16 protein-coding genes are annotated in these 17,099 nt (G+C 61.1%); 9 read left to right on the top strand and 7 right to left on the bottom strand.

The window, feature by feature from the left end; translation table 11 throughout:
• Positions 1 to 214: 214 nt before the first annotated feature.
• On the top strand, positions 215 to 550 hold the full coding sequence (locus tag F3J45_RS28040; protein WP_370526497.1) for a hypothetical protein: 336 nt from the start codon (positions 215 to 217) through the stop codon (positions 548 to 550).
• A 121-nt stretch (positions 551 to 671) separates the two neighbouring features.
• Here F3J45_RS28040 and F3J45_RS28035 read toward each other — a convergent pair whose 3' ends face one another.
• Complete coding sequence (locus F3J45_RS28035; protein ID WP_167070602.1) at positions 672 to 1,193, bottom strand: hypothetical protein; 522 nt, start codon at positions 1,191 to 1,193, stop codon at positions 672 to 674.
• A gap of 454 nt (positions 1,194 to 1,647) precedes the next feature.
• Between F3J45_RS28035 and F3J45_RS28030 the strand changes: the two genes are divergently transcribed.
• Complete coding sequence (locus F3J45_RS28030; RefSeq protein WP_167070601.1) at positions 1,648 to 1,974, top strand: type II toxin-antitoxin system RelE/ParE family toxin; 327 nt, start codon at positions 1,648 to 1,650, stop codon at positions 1,972 to 1,974.
• A gap of 3 nt (positions 1,975 to 1,977) precedes the next feature.
• On the top strand, positions 1,978 to 2,289 hold the full coding sequence (locus tag F3J45_RS28025; protein ID WP_167070600.1) for a DNA-binding protein: 312 nt from the start codon (positions 1,978 to 1,980) through the stop codon (positions 2,287 to 2,289).
• 69 nt (positions 2,290 to 2,358) lie between these two features.
• Here the strand turns inward: F3J45_RS28025 and F3J45_RS28020 are convergent, their stop codons facing one another.
• Genes F3J45_RS28020 through F3J45_RS30210 form a run of 6 tightly spaced genes read right to left on the bottom strand, consistent with a single transcriptional unit; the run spans position 2,359 to position 5,277 of the window.
• A complete protein-coding gene (locus F3J45_RS28020; RefSeq protein ID WP_167070599.1) occupies positions 2,359 to 2,697 on the bottom strand; it encodes a hypothetical protein in 339 nt (112 codons plus the stop codon).
• 28 nt (positions 2,698 to 2,725) lie between these two features.
• Positions 2,726 to 3,226 (bottom strand): hypothetical protein, encoded by a 501-nt coding sequence (locus tag F3J45_RS28015; RefSeq protein ID WP_167070598.1) that lies wholly within the window; start codon positions 3,224 to 3,226, stop codon positions 2,726 to 2,728.
• A 3-nt stretch (positions 3,227 to 3,229) separates the two neighbouring features.
• Entirely contained in the window at positions 3,230 to 3,607 is a 378-nt protein-coding gene (locus F3J45_RS28010; protein WP_167070597.1) for a urate hydroxylase PuuD, read from the bottom strand.
• A gap of 45 nt (positions 3,608 to 3,652) precedes the next feature.
• Positions 3,653 to 4,108 carry a conjugal transfer protein TraM gene (locus F3J45_RS28005; protein WP_167070596.1) on the bottom strand — a complete coding sequence of 152 codons (456 nt, stop codon included), beginning with the start codon at positions 4,106 to 4,108 and terminating at the stop codon, positions 3,653 to 3,655.
• Between the two features lie 10 nt (positions 4,109 to 4,118).
• Complete coding sequence (locus F3J45_RS28000) at positions 4,119 to 4,877, bottom strand: conjugal transfer protein TraL (RefSeq protein ID WP_167070595.1); 759 nt, start codon at positions 4,875 to 4,877, stop codon at positions 4,119 to 4,121.
• Between the two features lie 16 nt (positions 4,878 to 4,893).
• Positions 4,894 to 5,277: a TraK family protein gene (locus tag F3J45_RS30210; RefSeq protein ID WP_167070594.1), complete on the bottom strand. Its 384-nt coding sequence runs from the start codon at positions 5,275 to 5,277 to the stop codon at positions 4,894 to 4,896.
• Between the two features lie 395 nt (positions 5,278 to 5,672).
• Here F3J45_RS30210 and F3J45_RS27990 point away from each other — a divergent pair, with 395 nt between their 5' ends.
• The 6 genes from F3J45_RS27990 to F3J45_RS30205 form a co-directional block, all read left to right on the top strand.
• Positions 5,673 to 6,035 (top strand): CopG family transcriptional regulator, encoded by a 363-nt coding sequence (locus tag F3J45_RS27990; RefSeq protein WP_167070593.1) that lies wholly within the window; start codon positions 5,673 to 5,675, stop codon positions 6,033 to 6,035.
• Positions 6,032 to 8,920, top strand: coding sequence for a TraI/MobA(P) family conjugative relaxase (traI, locus tag F3J45_RS27980; protein ID WP_240164729.1), 2,889 nt, complete (start codon positions 6,032 to 6,034; stop codon positions 8,918 to 8,920). The genes F3J45_RS27990 and traI overlap by 4 nt, the downstream gene beginning before the upstream one ends.
• A 71-nt stretch (positions 8,921 to 8,991) precedes the next feature.
• A complete protein-coding gene (locus tag F3J45_RS27975) occupies positions 8,992 to 10,986 on the top strand; it encodes a type IV secretory system conjugative DNA transfer family protein (protein WP_167070592.1) in 1,995 nt (664 codons plus the stop codon).
• A complete protein-coding gene (locus tag F3J45_RS27970; protein WP_167070591.1) occupies positions 10,983 to 11,549 on the top strand; it encodes a S26 family signal peptidase in 567 nt (188 codons plus the stop codon). The genes F3J45_RS27975 and F3J45_RS27970 overlap by 4 nt, the downstream gene beginning before the upstream one ends.
• Positions 11,546 to 12,448: a lytic transglycosylase domain-containing protein gene (locus tag F3J45_RS27965; protein ID WP_167070590.1), complete on the top strand. Its 903-nt coding sequence runs from the start codon at positions 11,546 to 11,548 to the stop codon at positions 12,446 to 12,448. Before F3J45_RS27970 ends, F3J45_RS27965 begins: the two co-directional genes overlap by 4 nt.
• 2 nt (positions 12,449 to 12,450) lie before the next feature.
• Positions 12,451 to 17,099: zincin-like metallopeptidase domain-containing protein (locus F3J45_RS30205; protein ID WP_240164728.1), on the top strand; the 4,649-nt coding region annotated here is incomplete at its 3' end.

Genomic DNA, 17,099 nt, shown 5'->3' with positions numbered 1-17,099 from the left:
CCCGGCAGTACCGTGACAACAGGTGTTCAAAGTCCGTGCGTATTACTAATGGCGAAGCCTCCCGCGCTTTTGCCCGGCGCAGCCGGGAGTAGCCCCCGTGATGAAATATCACGAGTAGCCCGCAAGGCCGGTGCGTCAACGCGAAGCGTTGTCCACGGGTCGCGCAGCCCCGGAACGGGGCGGAGGCTTGGGCCGTTGATGATAGGTAACGTCGGTGCTGTTCGACGGGGAGTGGAAGGCGATGCGCTCAAGACGATTTGATGATGCCCGGATCGAGCACTTGCGCGGGGTGCCGGTGCTGGTCGTGCTCGATGCGCTGGGGCTGTACTGGAAGCGTGACGCGACGTTTCAGCCAGTCAAGGACAAAGCCACGGTGCGGGTGCATGTCTCGCTTGGCGGTGGCGTGATCGAGCTGCTGGCCACCGGCGCGAAGTGGTACGACGTACAGGCCGACCGAGGGGGTGGCGGGGCGATTGACTTGGCCATGCACCTGCTGCGCCTCGATTTCGTCGCGGCCGTGAAGCGGTTGCAGTCGATACCGCAACCGTGAATCGCGTACAGTCGCATAGAATCGCATTCAATCGCGCATGATCGCATTGAATAGGCTGCGCCTACGTGAAATCTGGCACCAAAGGGAAGGGCTACAGGCACAGCCGCCGCGTAGGCGCGCCCTACTCTACCTTGCCCGTGCTGTCAGCCGCGGCCTTTGCGGCGCTTGGCTTCCTGACCCGTTTGGGCCTGATCGCTTTCGACCCTAACGCCGACGTGTCCGGCTCCGGCGTTGCTGGTGTCGGTTCTGGTTTGGCCTTCCTGATCGCCTTGGGCTTCGCATAGCCAGCCTTGCGCAGCGCCTTGGCCACCTCCCCCATGCTCTGCCAGATCGCGTCGGCCTGCTCCGGCCGGAGTGTCTGACCGGCCTTGATGGACTTGGCTAGCGTGGCCATCCAAGTGTCTGCCGACATGACGGTGTAGCGGCTGTTCGATTCTTCGGACTCTGCCCGGCGCTTGGCCAAGAACTCGGCCAGTTGCTCGCGCTCGGCCTCAGTGAGATTAACAAGCCCGTCCTCAGACGGCATCAGGCTGGTGCTCCAACGCGGCACCGTGGCCACAACCACCTGCCGACCGCGACCAATCGCCTTGTCGTAGACCGTGCGAATGCACTGGATTTTACGGCCCTGTTCTCGAATCTGCATGGTAGCCCTCCCGGTCGCTATGCGGATAGCCATCTATCCTTAGCTAATGATAGCACATCATCCGCATACGGCAAGCAACTATCCGCATACAGATAGAAAGTGATCGGTACATTTTTAGGATATAAAACTATCCGCATGCGGACGATAGTTCGTCAGCATATGCAGATATAAACCATCCGTATATACCGAGTGTAAAATATCCGCATACGGATAGTAGTTTATCCGTTTTGTGTGCGGATTGTCATTTATCCGTATACGGACGGCAATCTATCGTTTGTGCGGATGGTTCTCTATCTGTACACGGATAAAGCCCCGTCATCACATGGCGATCACGCGAGCGTAACCATTGATCCGGTAAAGTCGATCAGCGCCCGGCGCGTATGCGGATAAAAAAACATCCGTTTCGGTCGATTTGCATATTGACCTTTTATCGTTTATAAACGACAATAACCACATGCAAGAAATACGGCACTACCTCGACCCCAACGGCCGCGACCACTTCGCAGAGTGGCGCGAGCAGGTACGCGACACGAAGGCGCGAATTGCGATAGACCGGCGCATCATGCGTGTGGAGCTGGGCAACTTCGGCGATCACAAGCCGCTGCGAGACGGCGTGTGGGAGCTGCGCATAGACGTAGGGCCAGGCTACCGCGTCTACTACGCCAAGGCGGGCTTGACCGTCGTTCTGCTGCTTTGCGGCGGCGACAAGCGCAAGCAGAGCAGCGACATTGACCGGGCCTGCGCGTACTGGCGCGACTGGCAAGAACGAACTGGAGATTGAGCGATGAAAGACAGATCACACGACACGGCGATGGCCGAGGTGTTCCGCAGCGATCCGGCCTACGCGGTCGAGCTGCTGAACAGCATCCTTGAAGACGGCGAGCAAGCCGAACTGTTGATTGCCCTGCGCCAGATGGCAGAGGCGTTCGGTGGCGTGCGCAGCGTGGCCAAGTCGGCCGAGCTGAACCCGTCCCAGCTCTATCGCACGCTGTCAGAGAAGGGCAACCCCGAGGTGCGCAGCCTGACCGCCATCTTGAAAGTCATGGGCCTGCGTCTGGCCATCCAACCGATACACCCAGCGGCGGCCGCTCACTGACCACCCTTCCCCATTTGGTGCCCAACAAAAAGCCCGCTATCGAGCGGGCTTGTTTGTTTCTGGCCGGTTTTACTTGGCGTCTCGCGTTGCCCTGAACATCAGCTTGAACAGCGAGCAGGCCGGGGGCACCAGTAGCGAGAAAATCCCCATCACGAACAGCACTTGCGGCGTGGCAAATCCGACAATGTGAGAGTGTGCGATAACTTCAATCAGGCTTTCAAAGGGCACATTCGGATCAGACGGCGCAACCATCGACAGGTTGATGCCCAGCCACAAACCGAAGATGCCGGGGAACAGCCAGAACCCGAAGTAGTCGGCAATGTCCGACGCGATCTTGAACAGCGCGAACACGATCAGGGCCGGAACCAGCATCAGAAACAGCAGGATTTCAAACAGTGCAGCCAACATAAGCGATCCCTCTAAGTTAGTTGTTGTGTTACAGGAAGAAAGAGCCGAACAGCGCGCCAACAATGAATGGCAAGATGCCGGACGATTTAGGGCGCGGCTGCTGCGCTTCGAGAACCTTCCGGCGCAGCTCACGGCGGCGATCTTTAGCGGCCTGCCGCGTTGCCGCGATCCGGGCCGCTTTGCGTTCCTCTTTGCGCTCGGTCTGGTACTGCGTCCAGCCGACCAGAATCATGCGAGCAACCTCCCGACTGGCGTGGCCCACCAGCAGCGCGGCAAGCATCCAAGCCATGACGCCAAAGCACCACATCATGAGCCTTTGATAGCCATCAAGCAGCCCGTCAAACGGCCCCCAGCTCGAAAGGGTAGGCACTGGCCCGGCTATGCCTGCGCCGTGACGTACAAACTCAAACACCGGGTTCAATGGGTTGCCTATGTCGCCCATGACGAACCGCACCGCTTGCCAGAACAGCGCCAGCATAGCCACCAAGCCGACCCAGTGAACGGCATAAGCTGCAATTTTCCTTTCCATGCTCTACCTCTCGTTTTTCCAGTAGGTCACGCCGTCGTCGCACAGGTAGCCAGTCTGATCGGGCGACCGATCACCCGCTATGAATGCCACACTGCCGCGTGTCGTGATGCCGACGCCGCTGTTGCTATGACCTTCGCTTTTGCCTACGACCTTGCAGTTGTGCGCGGCCTTGAACGTCTCCCATTCGTCCGGTTGGGGTGTATGTGTGGCCCACATAACCGACCCCATCAGCACAATGGCGATCAGTGCGGGAGTTATGGGCAAAGGTCGGTTGCGCAGCGCTTCCCACACGATCCACCCGATACACGCGACCAATGCGAGGCCAACGGGTATGGCCACCCACGGGCTAATCGCCGCTAGGTTGATGCCTTGACCGTCCATAGAAATACCCTCAGTTGGTAGGCACCGGGCCGAAGCCCGGCGACCTCATTTCACCAGCACCACCACCAGAGCGACCACCGCGACCAGAGCGGCCACACCAGACAGCACTGCGGCCATCATGGCGCTGCTTTTGGCCACCTGCGCATCGCGGCCGCTGGCCACCGCCTCACGGCTGGCGGCCTGTACCTCGGCGACCTGACGGCGCAGGTCTTTACCGGCGTCCTTGACCGCCTCGGCTACCGCCTGCCGCAACTGGTCACTGACGTAGTTGGCGGCCTCGGTGATGATCTTCCCGGCCGTTTCCTTCGACTGTTCGACCTGCTGTTGCAGGGTCAGGGTCAGGGTGCGGTTTGCTTCATCGTACTGATCGGAAATCAGATCGAGGTAGCGGGACAGCACCAGCTCGTTGACCGTGACCGTGACCAGAATCGGGTCATCTTTGCCAAGCAGCACGTTGTGGCGTATGGCGACCTCTTTTCGTATGTCGTCAAAGTCGAGCATCACGACCCCCTTAGATGATCGTGTCGAGCTGCTGGAAAAGCGAAGACTTGACTTTGTTCAGGCGCGACTTCGACATAAGGCCGAAGTCTGGCGACTGCTGTATTTCGTCAAACGTCAACTTGCTGTCGAGCATCAGTTTCACGTCTTCGCCGTAAGTGCTGCCAGTCTGGCGAGCAATGCGGACGATGCCATGCACGCGGTTTTTGTTGGACTGATAAACTTTCATTTCCTCGAAAGTTTTGCCCTCGGCTTCAATATCGCCAAAGAACTCATTCAGCCAAACTACCAGACGCGCATCGCCCGGCATTTGTTCGCACAACGAAGCGAAGCCGCCCAAAGTATCGCGCAGTGCTTGGCCGCCGGTAATAACGGTGTGGATATAAACCTGTTTGCCGTTCTCAGCGATCAGGTTAATCGCGTCGTTCTCGGCCAGATAGTAAGACAGTGGGATGAACGAGGCCGCGCCGTTATCGACCACGAAATCAGAATCTTGTTCTACGATTTGTTCAATCAGGCGGTCGAAATTACGTTCGACCAGCGAGCCGTCGCGCATCAGTTCGAGGCGTTGAGTGTCCAGCGCTTTATAACCGGCGAGAGTGGCGTTTACCGGGTCGGTGTCATATACGACCAGCGGGCGGTCTTTGCCTTTAGTGAATTGCGAAACTACCGATGCAATCAGCGACTTACCGACGCCGCCTTTACCTTGCAGAATAAAATGAACTTGGCGGACGAGTTCGGTAATGGTCGAAGGGGTAGCGTTATTAGCCATGTCTTGTTCACTCCTATTAGATAAGGTCGTCGCGGTTATTTCCGCTGTTTGGGTTGTGCTCGAATCCGGGGCGCTTTGCGCCGGGTTTTGGGGCTGGGGCAGGGTTGCCCCCGGCTTGTCCTCCGGCGGCCCCTGTAGCGGCCGGGGAGGGGCTTTGCGGGGCGCTTTGCCCGATGCCTTTCCTTTGGTGTCCATCGTCTTTTGCTCCCGTGATGTACCGGACGACGTAACGGTTGAACTGGGAGTAGCTGATACCTAGTTCATCCTCGCCGCCGCAGTCGTCATAGACCGTGCGCTGTTCGTTACCGGCCTCGATCAGTTGCTTGAACTGATCGAGGCGAGCCAGAAACGCGACACGTCCCGCGCCCCGGCGGGGCTTGTTGCTAGGCGTGTCTGCCATGCCTGTTTCCTCCTGTTGACCCCCGCGACTCAATCGCGGACGGCCCATCATACACGCTAATGCGATTCTGCGCGAATCAGTGCGATTGAATGCGACTGTACGCGATTCTATGCGATCAGGCAAGCCATTTAGTGCGATTCTGCGCGACGATACGCGATTCTATGCGATTCGTCGGCTTTTTCGGCCCTTGGGCCGGTTTGCGGTGGATCGTTCGGGCACTGTCGCATACAATTGCGTAGGACTAGACGGCAAGATGTGTGTTGTACGGGTACGGGCAAGCCCGTCCCCATCCAACACCGCCCCTTATTCGCCTTCGGCTCAACGGCATCTTGCTCTGCGAGGCCCCAGCCGCTGCCGCGTCTAAGAGCTGAAAAGCAACAACCGGAGCACAAGCCATGCAAGACGGCACCAAAAGAAAGGCTCCACCTCGACGGCGCGGAAAGCCGATAGAGGTGTGGGTGACTGACGAGGAAAAGGCGGCCATCACAGAGCGCGCCGAGGAAGCGGGCATGTCCCGTTCGGGCTACCTGCGCGCGCTCGGGTTGAACACGCCAATACGGTCGGTTGTTGACCTCACCGCCGTGGCCGATCTGGCCAAGGTCAATGGCGACCTTGGGCGGGTCGCGGGGCTGCTGAAACTTTGGCTCGCAGAGAAGCGCGGCCAAGGTGCAAGGCCGATGGACGTAGAAGCGATGATGAATGACTTTCGCAAGTTGCAGGGCGAAGTCCTCGCTATTATGTCGCGGGTAGTGAAATGATCGCCAAACGGGTTCCAAGGGATAAAGGCACATCCAGTCCCGCACGATTGGTGCGGTACATGATTGCGGCCGTTGGCGAAATTGATCCCAACACTTGGGCTAGGACTTCTGATTATATCCTAGACACCAAGGAAAGTACGATTAAAGGCGAGAAGGTACACAGTTACCGGGTGACTAATTGCGGTACTGAAGACCCAGCCGCTGCGGCCATCGCAATCGAAGCAATACAAGCCGCCAATATCAGGTCTAAGTCAGATAAGACCTATCATCTGGTTTATTCATTTCCGCCCGGTGAACAGCCATCGCTTGAAGTATTGCACGCCATCGAGGACGAACTTTGCGCGACAATCGGTTATGCCGATCATCAGCGAGTTTCGGCAGTTCATACAGACACTGACCATTTGCATGTACACGTCGCCATTAACAAGGTGCATCCGACTGGGCTGCAAAATATCGAACCGTTCTACGATAAAAAACGGCTGATGGAGGCGTGCGAACGGCTTGAAATTAAATACGGATTGGAAAGAACCAATCACGGATTAAGCCAATCCGCGCAAGACAAAATCCGCGACAGCGTAGACCTTGGGCCGGAACAGCGGCCAGAGCTGCGCCCAACTCGATTCCGAGAGTTTCTAAAAGAAGCATACGACCTTGAAATAACCGAACCGCCCGAGGCAAAGACGCTGGGCGGGTTACGAAAGCTATCTGATTGTTATCTAGATAGCGCTGGAAAAACTACTGAACCTACAGCAGAGGAAAACGACAATGACGGACTTGATAGTTTCCGACTCGACCCCGAACGACGACCAGAGCAACGACCTAGCAGCGTTCGACGACATTTACGAGAGTCCTACGATCTCACGCTTACCGAGCCACCAGAGGCCGAAACCCTCAACGGTTTGCGAAAGCTGTCCGGCTGCCGTCTGGATGGCTCAGAAAAATCAGCTCCAGTGCTATTGCCGGGTGACGCACGTAATGGTCTACAGCAAGGAGGAGAAAACGGCGCTGACGGCGTGCGACGGCCGCGAAATGGCGATAGAGCAGCTACTAGCGAAGCAGGAAAAAGCGGACGCACGCGGGTAGGCGGCAAGGCGGCCGACATTGAAGCCCAAAGCGGCATCGAGACACTGACGGGCTACGCAGCCCGCGAAGTGGCCCCGGCGCTGCGAGCGGCGACGAGCTGGCAAGAGCTGCACGATGCAGCCGCCGAGCATGGCTTACAGGTTCGCCAGCGCGGCGCGGGTCTGGTGATCGGTGATCCCGAATTGAACCTATGGGCGAAGGCGAGCAACGCCGGTCGCGATCTATCCATGAAGGCGCTAACCGACCGACTCGGGCCTTTCCAGCCAAACCAGCAGCAGGCCGATGCGAAGGCCGCCCGAAAGCGCTACGAACCCAAGCCACGGCGACAAGAAGGCGCGGCCACGTCGGCGCTGTTCGCGCAGTACCAGCGCGAGCGGCAGGCGGCGATTGTCGGCCGCCGTCAGGGCTTCGATGCCATCAAGCGCGACAGCGCGCTGGCCAATGCCCAGCTACGCCACTGGAGCCAAACGCAGCGGATGATGGTCAAGGTGGCAGCCAAGGGGGCCGCCAAGCGTGTGATGTACTCCACCATCAAGCAGCAGGCCGACGCCACCAGAAACAGGAACCGGGCGACCGCGAGCGCCCGCCGCGATGCGCTGTTTAAGCAGACGGGTATGCCGTCGTGGGCCGACTGGCTGACCCAGCAGGCCGAGCACGGCAACGCCGAGGCGCTGGCCGTGCTGCGCAGCCGTGAGGAACGCCAACGCAAGTGGCAGGGCGACTTGCTCACCGCCAACCGAGCCGACAAGGCCAAGGCCATCGTTCTCGACAAGCTCAAGCCGAAGGCGCGCAAGGACGGCACGATGGCTTACAGCACCATCGACGGCGGTATGGTCATCGACCGGAACACTCATGTTCAGGCACAGAAGGCCACCACCGGCGCGGCACTGGTCGCGCTCGAACTGGCGTCCAAGCGTTTCGACGGCCAGCCGTTGGTAGTGGAGGGCACAGACGAGTTCCGGCAGGAGGTGGCCATGCTGGCCGGTATGCACGGCTTCAAGGTGCGGTTCGCTGATCCGGCAATGGAGCAGCTTCGCCGCGACACTGCCGCGCATAAAGACATGGAGAAGGAAGCGCAGCGCCTGGCCGACTTCGCCGAACTGGTAGACCACGGCAAGGCCCCGTTCGAGCACGTCAAGGGCAACAGCAAAAGCTACTTTGTCACGATGCGCGACGAGCATGGCGAAGAACGCACCCTATGGGGTGTCGGCCTCGAACCGGCGATTGCTCGCAGCGGCGCGAGCGTGGGCGACCGCGTGCGGGTGGAGCACACCGGCAGCGAGAGCGTGACCTTGCCAGACGGTCGCACGTTCGACCGCAACAACTGGCAGGTCGATGTGGCACCAAAGGCAAGCCCGGCCCCCGAGCAGACCCGCAAACCAACTCGCACAACCCCTGCGCCCGACGACATGGAAGCCGAATTTATGGCCGCCACTGGCCTGTCCGGCAAAAAGACGGGAAGCCGGACACCAGCCAAGCCCGCGCAGCCCGTGCCGTCTAGCCCGGCGGTCGAAAAATGGATTGCGGATCGCAATAAAAAGCGCGACAAAATATCGTCTTTAAACTATCATCGGCAATGGCAGGCAACCGATGCGGGCAAGGCCACGTATCAGGGCCGCCGCCGCATGGAAGACGGCAGCGAGGTGCTGCTGTTGAAGCGGGGCGACGAGATGCTGGTGAAACCATCCACCACAAGAGTCGTGGCAAAGGCCACCCACTGGAAGATCGGCCGCGAGGTCGAGCTAGACGCTCGCGGCAGGTTCAAAGAGTCCGGCAAAGGGGCACCCGTCATTGAGCGATAACGCATCGACTCATTGACGCGCCCCGGCGCAGCAGACAGCGAAGCAGTCCCAAGAAAGGAGAACACGGACATATGAGCAGCAACCCCGAAATCAACGAAGAAAAGAACGAGTCAGGCGGTAGGCTTCGGCTTATCGGCGCGGCTTATCTCATTGCCTACATATGCGCGCTCAACGCGCTTTGCACGCAGTTCATCGCCTACCGGGTGGCCTACCATCCAGCACTCGGCGCGCCCCTGTTCGGGCAAATCTACTCGCCGTTCGCGTGGTGGGATTGGATGTTTAAGTTCTACGACTACGCGCCGCAGTCGTACACCTACGCCTTTATCTTCTTCGCGCTGGGCATCCTTGTGGGGATGCTGGTCTATGTGTTGTGGGTCGGCTTCAAGTCCCGCAGCTCGCGCAAGCATGACGACCTGCACGGCACTGCCCGGTTCGCCGATATGGACGACGTTAAAGACTCCGGCCTGTTGCCGCAGGATGGCAAGAAGGGGCAGGGCGTCTATTGCGGTGCGTTCGATGACCCGGAAACCGGGAACATTCACTACCTGCGCCACGACGGCCCGGAGCACATTTGCGCCTTGGCCCCGACCCGCTCGGGTAAGGGTGTGGGCCTTGTCATCCCGACCCTGCTTAGCTGGCCGCATTCAGTGCTGGTACTCGACCGCAAGGGCGAAAACTACGCCATGACCTCGGGCTGGCGGCAGAAGTATGCCAATAACGTGATCCTGCGTTTCGACCCAGCAAAGCCGGGCAATAGCTGCGCTTGGAACCCGGTCGAAGAAATCCAGTTCAAGACCCGTTTTCAGGTCAGCGACACGCAGAGCATCGCCCTGATGATTGTCGATTCTGATGGTAAGGGCATCGAAAGCGACCACTTCCGCACCGCTGCTTACGAGCTGCTTGTGGGCCTCATGCTGCACGCCCTTTACAAGGGGGCAGCAGTTGGCCGCACGCCTTGCCTGCAAGACGTGGCGCACATGCTGACCGGCGTTGGCGACTTCGCCGCGCCTGATACCGAGAATGACTTGGCCGACGACGACGAAGGCGATCCGAAGGCACTGGCAGGGCTGTTCGAGGAAATGCGGGCGGTACATTTGGTCGGCGATGCCGCGACCATGCAAGCAGACCGAGAGGCGCAGATCGTCATCACCGGCGTTGGCACGCGGATGGCCACCACACCCGCCCGCGAGCTGGGCAGCATTATTTCCACCGCGAACAACGCCCTTGCCCTGTACCGCGACCCCATCGTGGGCGAGAACACATCGCGCAGCGACTTCAAGATTGCCGACCTCATGGATCACGACCGGCCGGTTTCGCTGTACTTCATTTCGACGCTGAAAACATCGCGCCGCCTGACCCCGCTAACCCGCCTGCTGGTCACCATGATTGTGACCACGCTTGCGGATGAAATGGAGTTTGACGACGGCCGATCAAAGACCCTGCACAAGCACCGCTTGCTGATGTTGCTTGACGAGTTCCCAAGCCTCGGACGGCTCGACGTGTTCGAGGAAGCCTTGGCCATGATCGGCGGCTACGGCATCAAGTGCTACCTAATCACGCAGGACGTGCAGCAGCTCTACAAGTCCTACACGAACTACGAAAGCATCATTTCCAACTGCCATATCCGGGTCGCCTACGCGCCCAACAACTACAACACCGCCGAATGGATGTCGAAAATGACCGGCATCACGACGGTTGTGGTCGAGCAAATCACCACGTCGGGTAAGCGTTTCGGCGCGATCCTCGACAACGTGTCGCGCAGCTTCTCGCCGACTCAGCGGCCGCTGTTGACCGCTGACGAGGTGATGACACTACCCGGCCCAACCAAGGACGTGACCGGCGAAAAAATCCTTGAAGCCGGGGAAATGCTGGTGTTCGTCGCGGGTAAGCCCGTGATCCGCGGCCGACAGATTCTGTACTTCAAAGACCCCGTTTTTGCCAAGCGCTCGAAGGTCAAGCCAGTGCCGAGCGACGTGGTGCGCAAGGCTCCGGGGCGTCACGCGGCCATCGCCGCATCGCCTGACGACGAGGCCATTAACAGCAACGGGGGCTTTGTCGTCTCATGAAACAACGCCGCTTCGGAATCGCCGCCGTGTGCGCGGCCGGGGTGATCGGCTTCGCCATCACCACCGCCAACTACGCAGGCTTGCGCCTCAACTTCACAGACTCAGCCCCGCACGGGCTTTGGCTTGTGCAGACCGCCGAAGCGGCCAGCATCAAGCGGGGCGAGCTGGTCGAGGTCTGCCCGCCTGCGCTCCCTGTCGTTCGCCTCATGGCCGAACGGCACTACCTGACAGCGGGCAACTGCGATGACACCGGCCTGACGCCCTTGCTCAAGCCCGTGTCGGCCGTGCCGGGTGACGCCATCCAGCTCGAACCGGGCAAGCCGGTGACAGTCAACGGCGTAGCCCTGCCGAACACCGCCGCGATGCCCGCCGTGCCGAGCTGGCCAGCGGGCCGCTACATCGTGCAGCCGGGCCAAGTCTGGCTGTTCTCGACCTACAGCGCGGGCAGCTTCGACAGCCGCTATTTCGGGCCGGTGGAGCTGGCCAGCGTTCGCGGCATCGCTCAGCCACTGGCCATCAGTGGCGACGTTGCCGCCGTGACTACAGGAGTGACCAAGCAATGATCGGCCTCGACATGATGATGGCGTGCGCGCCGAACGTGGCCCCGGCCACGATTGAGAAGGTCATTCAGGTGGAGAGCGCGGGCGACCCGCTGGCCCTCAACGTGAACGTTAAATGGGTGATCGAGCGCGACGACAAAGGGCAGCCGATCATGGTCACGGCCGAGGATGGCACCACCAAGCCCAAGCGCCGCAAGGTCACGTTCAAGCCACCGATGGAGGTCAAGAACGTGCAAGACGCCGTGACCGTCGCCTACGCGGCGATAGCGGCCGGTCACAGCGTCGATATGGGCTACATGCAGGTGAACAGCAAGAACCTGCCAGCCCTCGGCTACAGCGTCGAAGATATGTTCGACGGCTGTAAAAACCTCGCCGCCGGTGCCCGCGTGCTGACCGCCTTCTACGCGGGCGCGTTGAAGGAACACCCGGAGCAGCAAACGGCGCTCAAGGCCGCGCTGTCGGCCTACAACACCGGCGATTACAACAAGGGCTATTTGAACGGCTACTTGGCCCGCTACGGCATCGGCCAGCAGCAGGTCGCCGTCAATGTGCCCGCAGTGAACCCCTACACGGCAGACACCGCCGTGTTTGTACGCAAACCACCGAAGAAGGACGAAGCCATGAGCACCAAAGAAGACGCGAGCAGCACCCAGCAGGTCGCCGAAGCAGTGACCGCCTTGGCCCCGCGTGTCGATCCCGTCGTGAGTAAGTCGCCAGAAGATGGCGGCACCCCCGGCGTGCAGATCGAGCACACGGCAGAGGAAGCAGAAGCCAATGGCGCGTTTCACGAAACCGCGATGACCGAGGCCGAGGCGTGGCAGTCGAACGCCGATTTGGCCGACGACCCGAGCGGCACGGCCATCATCGTGAACCGCAAGGCTGTACGGAAGGGGAGTAACTGACCATGAAAAAGGAGTACGCCGAGGAAGTCGCGGCGCGGATTGTCGAGCAACTGGAGCAGGGCACCGCACCGTGGCAAAAGCCATGGCAGCCGGGCGAGCTGCGCTTGCCGTACAACCCCACGACCGGGAAGGAATACAAGGGCATGAACAGCATGTGGCTGTCCATGCAGGGCCACAGTGACCCGCGTTGGATGACCTACAACCAAGCCAGCGCCGATGGTGGTCAGGTCAAGAAGGGTTCCAAGGGCACCCACATTGTCTATTGGAAGTTCAGCGAGGAACGCAAGGCAACCGACGAGCAGGGCCGCCCGATCCTCGACCCGGAAACCGGCAAGCAAAAGACCATCAATGTGCAGCTCGAACGCCCGCGCTCATTCATGGCCGTGGTGTTCAACGCTTCGCAGATCGACGGTCTGCCGCCGCTCGAAGCGCGCCCCACCATGCCAGAGCCGGAACGTCACGCCCGTGCCGAGGCCATCATGACCAACTCGGGCGCGAGCATTCAGCACGTACCCGGCGACCGGGCCTATTACCGGCCGAGCACCGACAGCATCACGCTGCCGGAGCGCAACCAGTTCCCGACCGCCGATGCCTACTACGCCACGGCGCTGCATGAGGTCGGCCACTGGACGGGCCACCCGTCACGCCTCGACCGCGACCTGTCCCACCCGTTCGGTTCCGAAGGGTACGCCCGCGAGGAACTGCGCGCCGAAATCGCCTCGCTGATGCTGGGCGAGCGCCTCGACCTTGGCCACGATCCGGGCCAGCACGCGGCCTATGTCGGTTCATGGATCAAGGCCCTGAAAGAAGACCCGAAAGAGATTTTCCGGGCCGCCGCCGACGCCGAGCGCATCGCCGGTTACGTTATGGGCTTCGAGCAGGAGCAAACGAAAATGCAGACCGTCGAGCGTCAGCCGGTGCCCGAGGTAGCCCCCGAAGTGCTGGCCGTCCTGCAAGAGCAGGACGCCAACGCCGTCGAGGGTTATTCGCCGCTGGAAAGCTGGCAGATGATGAAGGCAGAGGCCGAGCGCCACGGCTACACAGCGCGAATCGACTTCGCGCACGATCCAGCCGATGCAGGCCAGTACGGCCCGAGCTACGACATTAGTTATTTCGACAAGCAGGGCCAGCCAACCGGCATCCGCACGGAAATGGGCAGCGACAGCAAGCTGATGACCGAGCGCAACGGCAAGCGGCTGTCACAGTACATTTCCAACGACGACGAGAGCCAACCGGCCACGCTGGCCAAGGCTATCGGCGAGCATGAAAAGGCGATCAATAGCCCGCGCTGGACTATCGAGCGCCGCGACACGTTCAGCCAGCCCATCGAGACGGTAGTGATCGGCCAGACCGACAGCGCGGCCGAGGCGCTGGCCGTATTCAAAAGCAAGCCTGACACTAACGTGATCGACAACTACACCGGGGAAAGTGCAGGCAGCACGGAATGGGTGCGCGATGGTTCCTCGCCGCAATGGAACACATCGGCAAAGCTGGTCGCTATGGTCCACGCGGAAGAACAGGGCATCAGCTTGCCCATCACCCGGCCGGGCGCTACCACTCCCGATCAGCGATTGGCCGAGGCGGTCGCACTGGCCGCCAACCATCCAGAACCGGGCAGCAACGGACAACAATGGCTGATGCGCGACGTGAGCAAGGCGACCGCCGAAGCGTTCGGCGAGTTCAAGCCGTCGCGCAACAAGGGCAGCTTGCCGGAGCAGTGGACAGGGCAAGCGCGTGCGGTCGGCCTCATTGTTGAGGGTGGCAACACAGAGGACGACCCGGACGGCATCGACGTGGTAGCGCCGCCGGGCGTGCAGCCCACCCATTGGCAGGTCGAGGTACAGCGCGGGCCACACGTTGACACGTTCACGGGCGAAATAGAGGGGGTCGAGCGCTGGGAGTGGTTTGCCAACGACGATACCCCGGACGGCGCTCAGGCGAAGGCCACCGCGCAGCGTCTTAACGCCATCGGCCTGATGGCCGGGCTTTCGCTGGAGCAGGCCGACGTTGCCCAAGTTGAAGCCCCGCAGCAGGAACCCGCGCCGGTTCCGGTAGATTGGCGCTACGAGGCGTGCAGGGTGTTTGATGCAGAGATGGCGATAGCCACCGGAAACCCTGACTATGACAGTGCGCAGCAACTGTCATCGGCGCTGCGCCAGTATGAAGAAATGGACTTTGAGTATTGGTCGCACAATCAAGCAGAACTTGATGAACGCAAACCTGCGATGGACGAGGCGGCGCAGTGGATTCATGACAATGTGCTGTTAAATCCGGTCGTGAAAGAACGGATGTTCGAGACGGTGCGCGACTTCGGGCGTGATACGGGCGATGCCGCGACCGATAAAGCGCGTCACGACTACCTCGCCGAAATGTCCAGCGGACAACAACCCACCGAGCGGTCAGCCACGCCCGATGCTACGCAACGCGCCGAGGCTTGGGTACTGGCGCACGTCCAGAACTCAACCATTGGCCGTGCAATGGTCAATGCCAGTACCGTGCAGATGGAAAAGGCGCACGACGTGTTGCGAGACATGCAGCCGCTCAACACGCAGAACGCCTTTTGGCAGCGCCATGACCTGCCCGACGACGTGGACGCCCTAGACGCCAAGATTGGCGCGGCCGATCAGTTGCTTGGCGATGAACTGACCCAGCGGCACTACATCGCCAGTGGCGACCACGACGCCGCAGCCGTCCACCGCGAGGAAAGCGACCTTGCCGAACAGCGCAAGCAGCAGGGCTATAACGACCCGGCCGGGCAGGCGTACACCGTCCACAGCCGCCGTACCGTGCCGGAGAACGCCGCCCAGCACGCAGGCCAGCAGGCCGTCTACGTGCAGCTCGATGATGGCCGCCGGGCTTGGGGCTTTGGCGGCTCCGACGAAGCGGCCGAAAAATCCGCTGTTAAGCAGGCGCAACGTGTCGGCCTCGATGCTGACCGCCAAGCCACCCGCCCGGTGAAGCATGAGAAGCCCGAGAACCCCGCGCAGGGCCGCACCTATCTGGCCGTGCCCTTCACCGAGAAGAACGAGGCGAAGGGGCTGGGGGCCAAGTGGGACAAGGAAGCCAAGGCATGGTACGCGCCCGAAGGCATGGACGTGGCCACCTCGGGCCTTGCCCGGTGGAAGGTCGAAAACACCAACGTCGCCAGCTCGAACGCGGTTCGGGAAATCAAAGACCAATTCCTTGTCGCGCTGCGAGACGCGGGGCTTGACGTGTCCGGCGCTCGGGACAAGAAAGACCACCCGGTGGCCGATGGTGAAATGCACCGCCTGCCCGTGTTCGGTCGCCGATCCGCCAACACAAGCGGGGCCTATGCGCTGCACTTGGAAGGCAAGACGCCCGGCGGCTATATCGAGAACTTCAAAACCGGCGAAGTCGTGCATTGGAAGCCCGAGGGAGCCGTAGCGGCGCTGTCCGAGGCCGAGCGGGCCACGCTGGCCAAGGAAGCACGCGAACGGCAGCAGGCGCGAGACAACGCGCTTGATGCGAAGCACGAAGCGACCGCCAGTGCTGCACAGGCGTTGTGGAAAGGCGCACCGGCCGCGACGGCCGAGAACGCCTATTGCAAGGCCAAGGGCATCACCAACCCTGTCGGCCTGCGCACCGTGCCGGAGAAGGCAACCCCGGAAATGGAGGCCCAAGGCATCAGGATCGCCAAGACCGTCAAAGAGGCCAAGGCGCTGCGCGAGGCCGACCCGGCCAATCGTGTGTTCAAGTCGGGCGACTTGCTCATTCCGGGCATGGACGGCGAGGGCAAGCTATGGACGTTGCAGAGCGTCAACCCGCATTTCAAGGCGTTGATGAAGGGCGGCAGGAAGGCCGGGACGTACACCGTCGTCGGGACTGACGACCCGGCGAAGGCGCTGGCCAGCAAAGACGGCTCCCCTTTGGTGATCGCCGAAGGCTATGCCACGGCCGACACCGTGTCGCGCCTCATGGGAGGCAAGCCGGTGTTCGTCGCCTTCGACAGTGGCAACCTCGACGCCGTGGCGCGCGACCTGCGCGAGCGCAGCCCGGATCGCCCGTTGCTGATCGCCGCAGACAACGACCACAACGCCCCGAAGGAGCTGGACGCCAACGGCAAGCCCAAGGTCAACGTCGGGCTTGTCAAAGGCAAAGAGGCGGCCGAGAAGAACGGCGGCGGCCTGATGGTTCCCCAGTTCAAGGACGGCGACAAGGGGTCGGACTGGAACGACGTGGCCACCGCGCAGGGCGATGCGGCTGCAAGCCGGATGCTCAACGAGCAGATGGCCGTGGCCAAGCGTGACGCGGCGATCACCGCCGAACGCCTGACCACCCTTGCACGCACTCGCGACATGGAAGCGCGCAACGACCCGACCACCAGTGCCGACGACGCGGCGGTATCCATCGAACGCGGCCACGCGGCCGAAGTCATGGCCGGTGCTCAGGCCATGCTCGGCGAGGTGCGCAGCATGGCCGCAGAAACCCGGTCGAGCGGCACCAAAGGGGCAGGGCGGTCGGCTGCTTCGGTCAAGGCGGGCATCAGCCACAAGGTCGAGGCCATGCACGACAAGGCCAACGAGGAACGGCAGGACGTGATGAATCACGCCCAGCCCGGCGCACTGGACGGCAGCACCGCCGGAGTGTCGTGGAAGAAGTTGCCCGAGCAGGTCAAGCAACAACTGATCGC

The organism is Pantoea sp. Ap-967 (genome assembly GCF_011752565.1).
GTDB lineage: Bacteria > Pseudomonadota > Gammaproteobacteria > Pseudomonadales > Pseudomonadaceae > Aquipseudomonas.
This window is presented reverse-complemented; position numbering and strand designations above follow the sequence as displayed.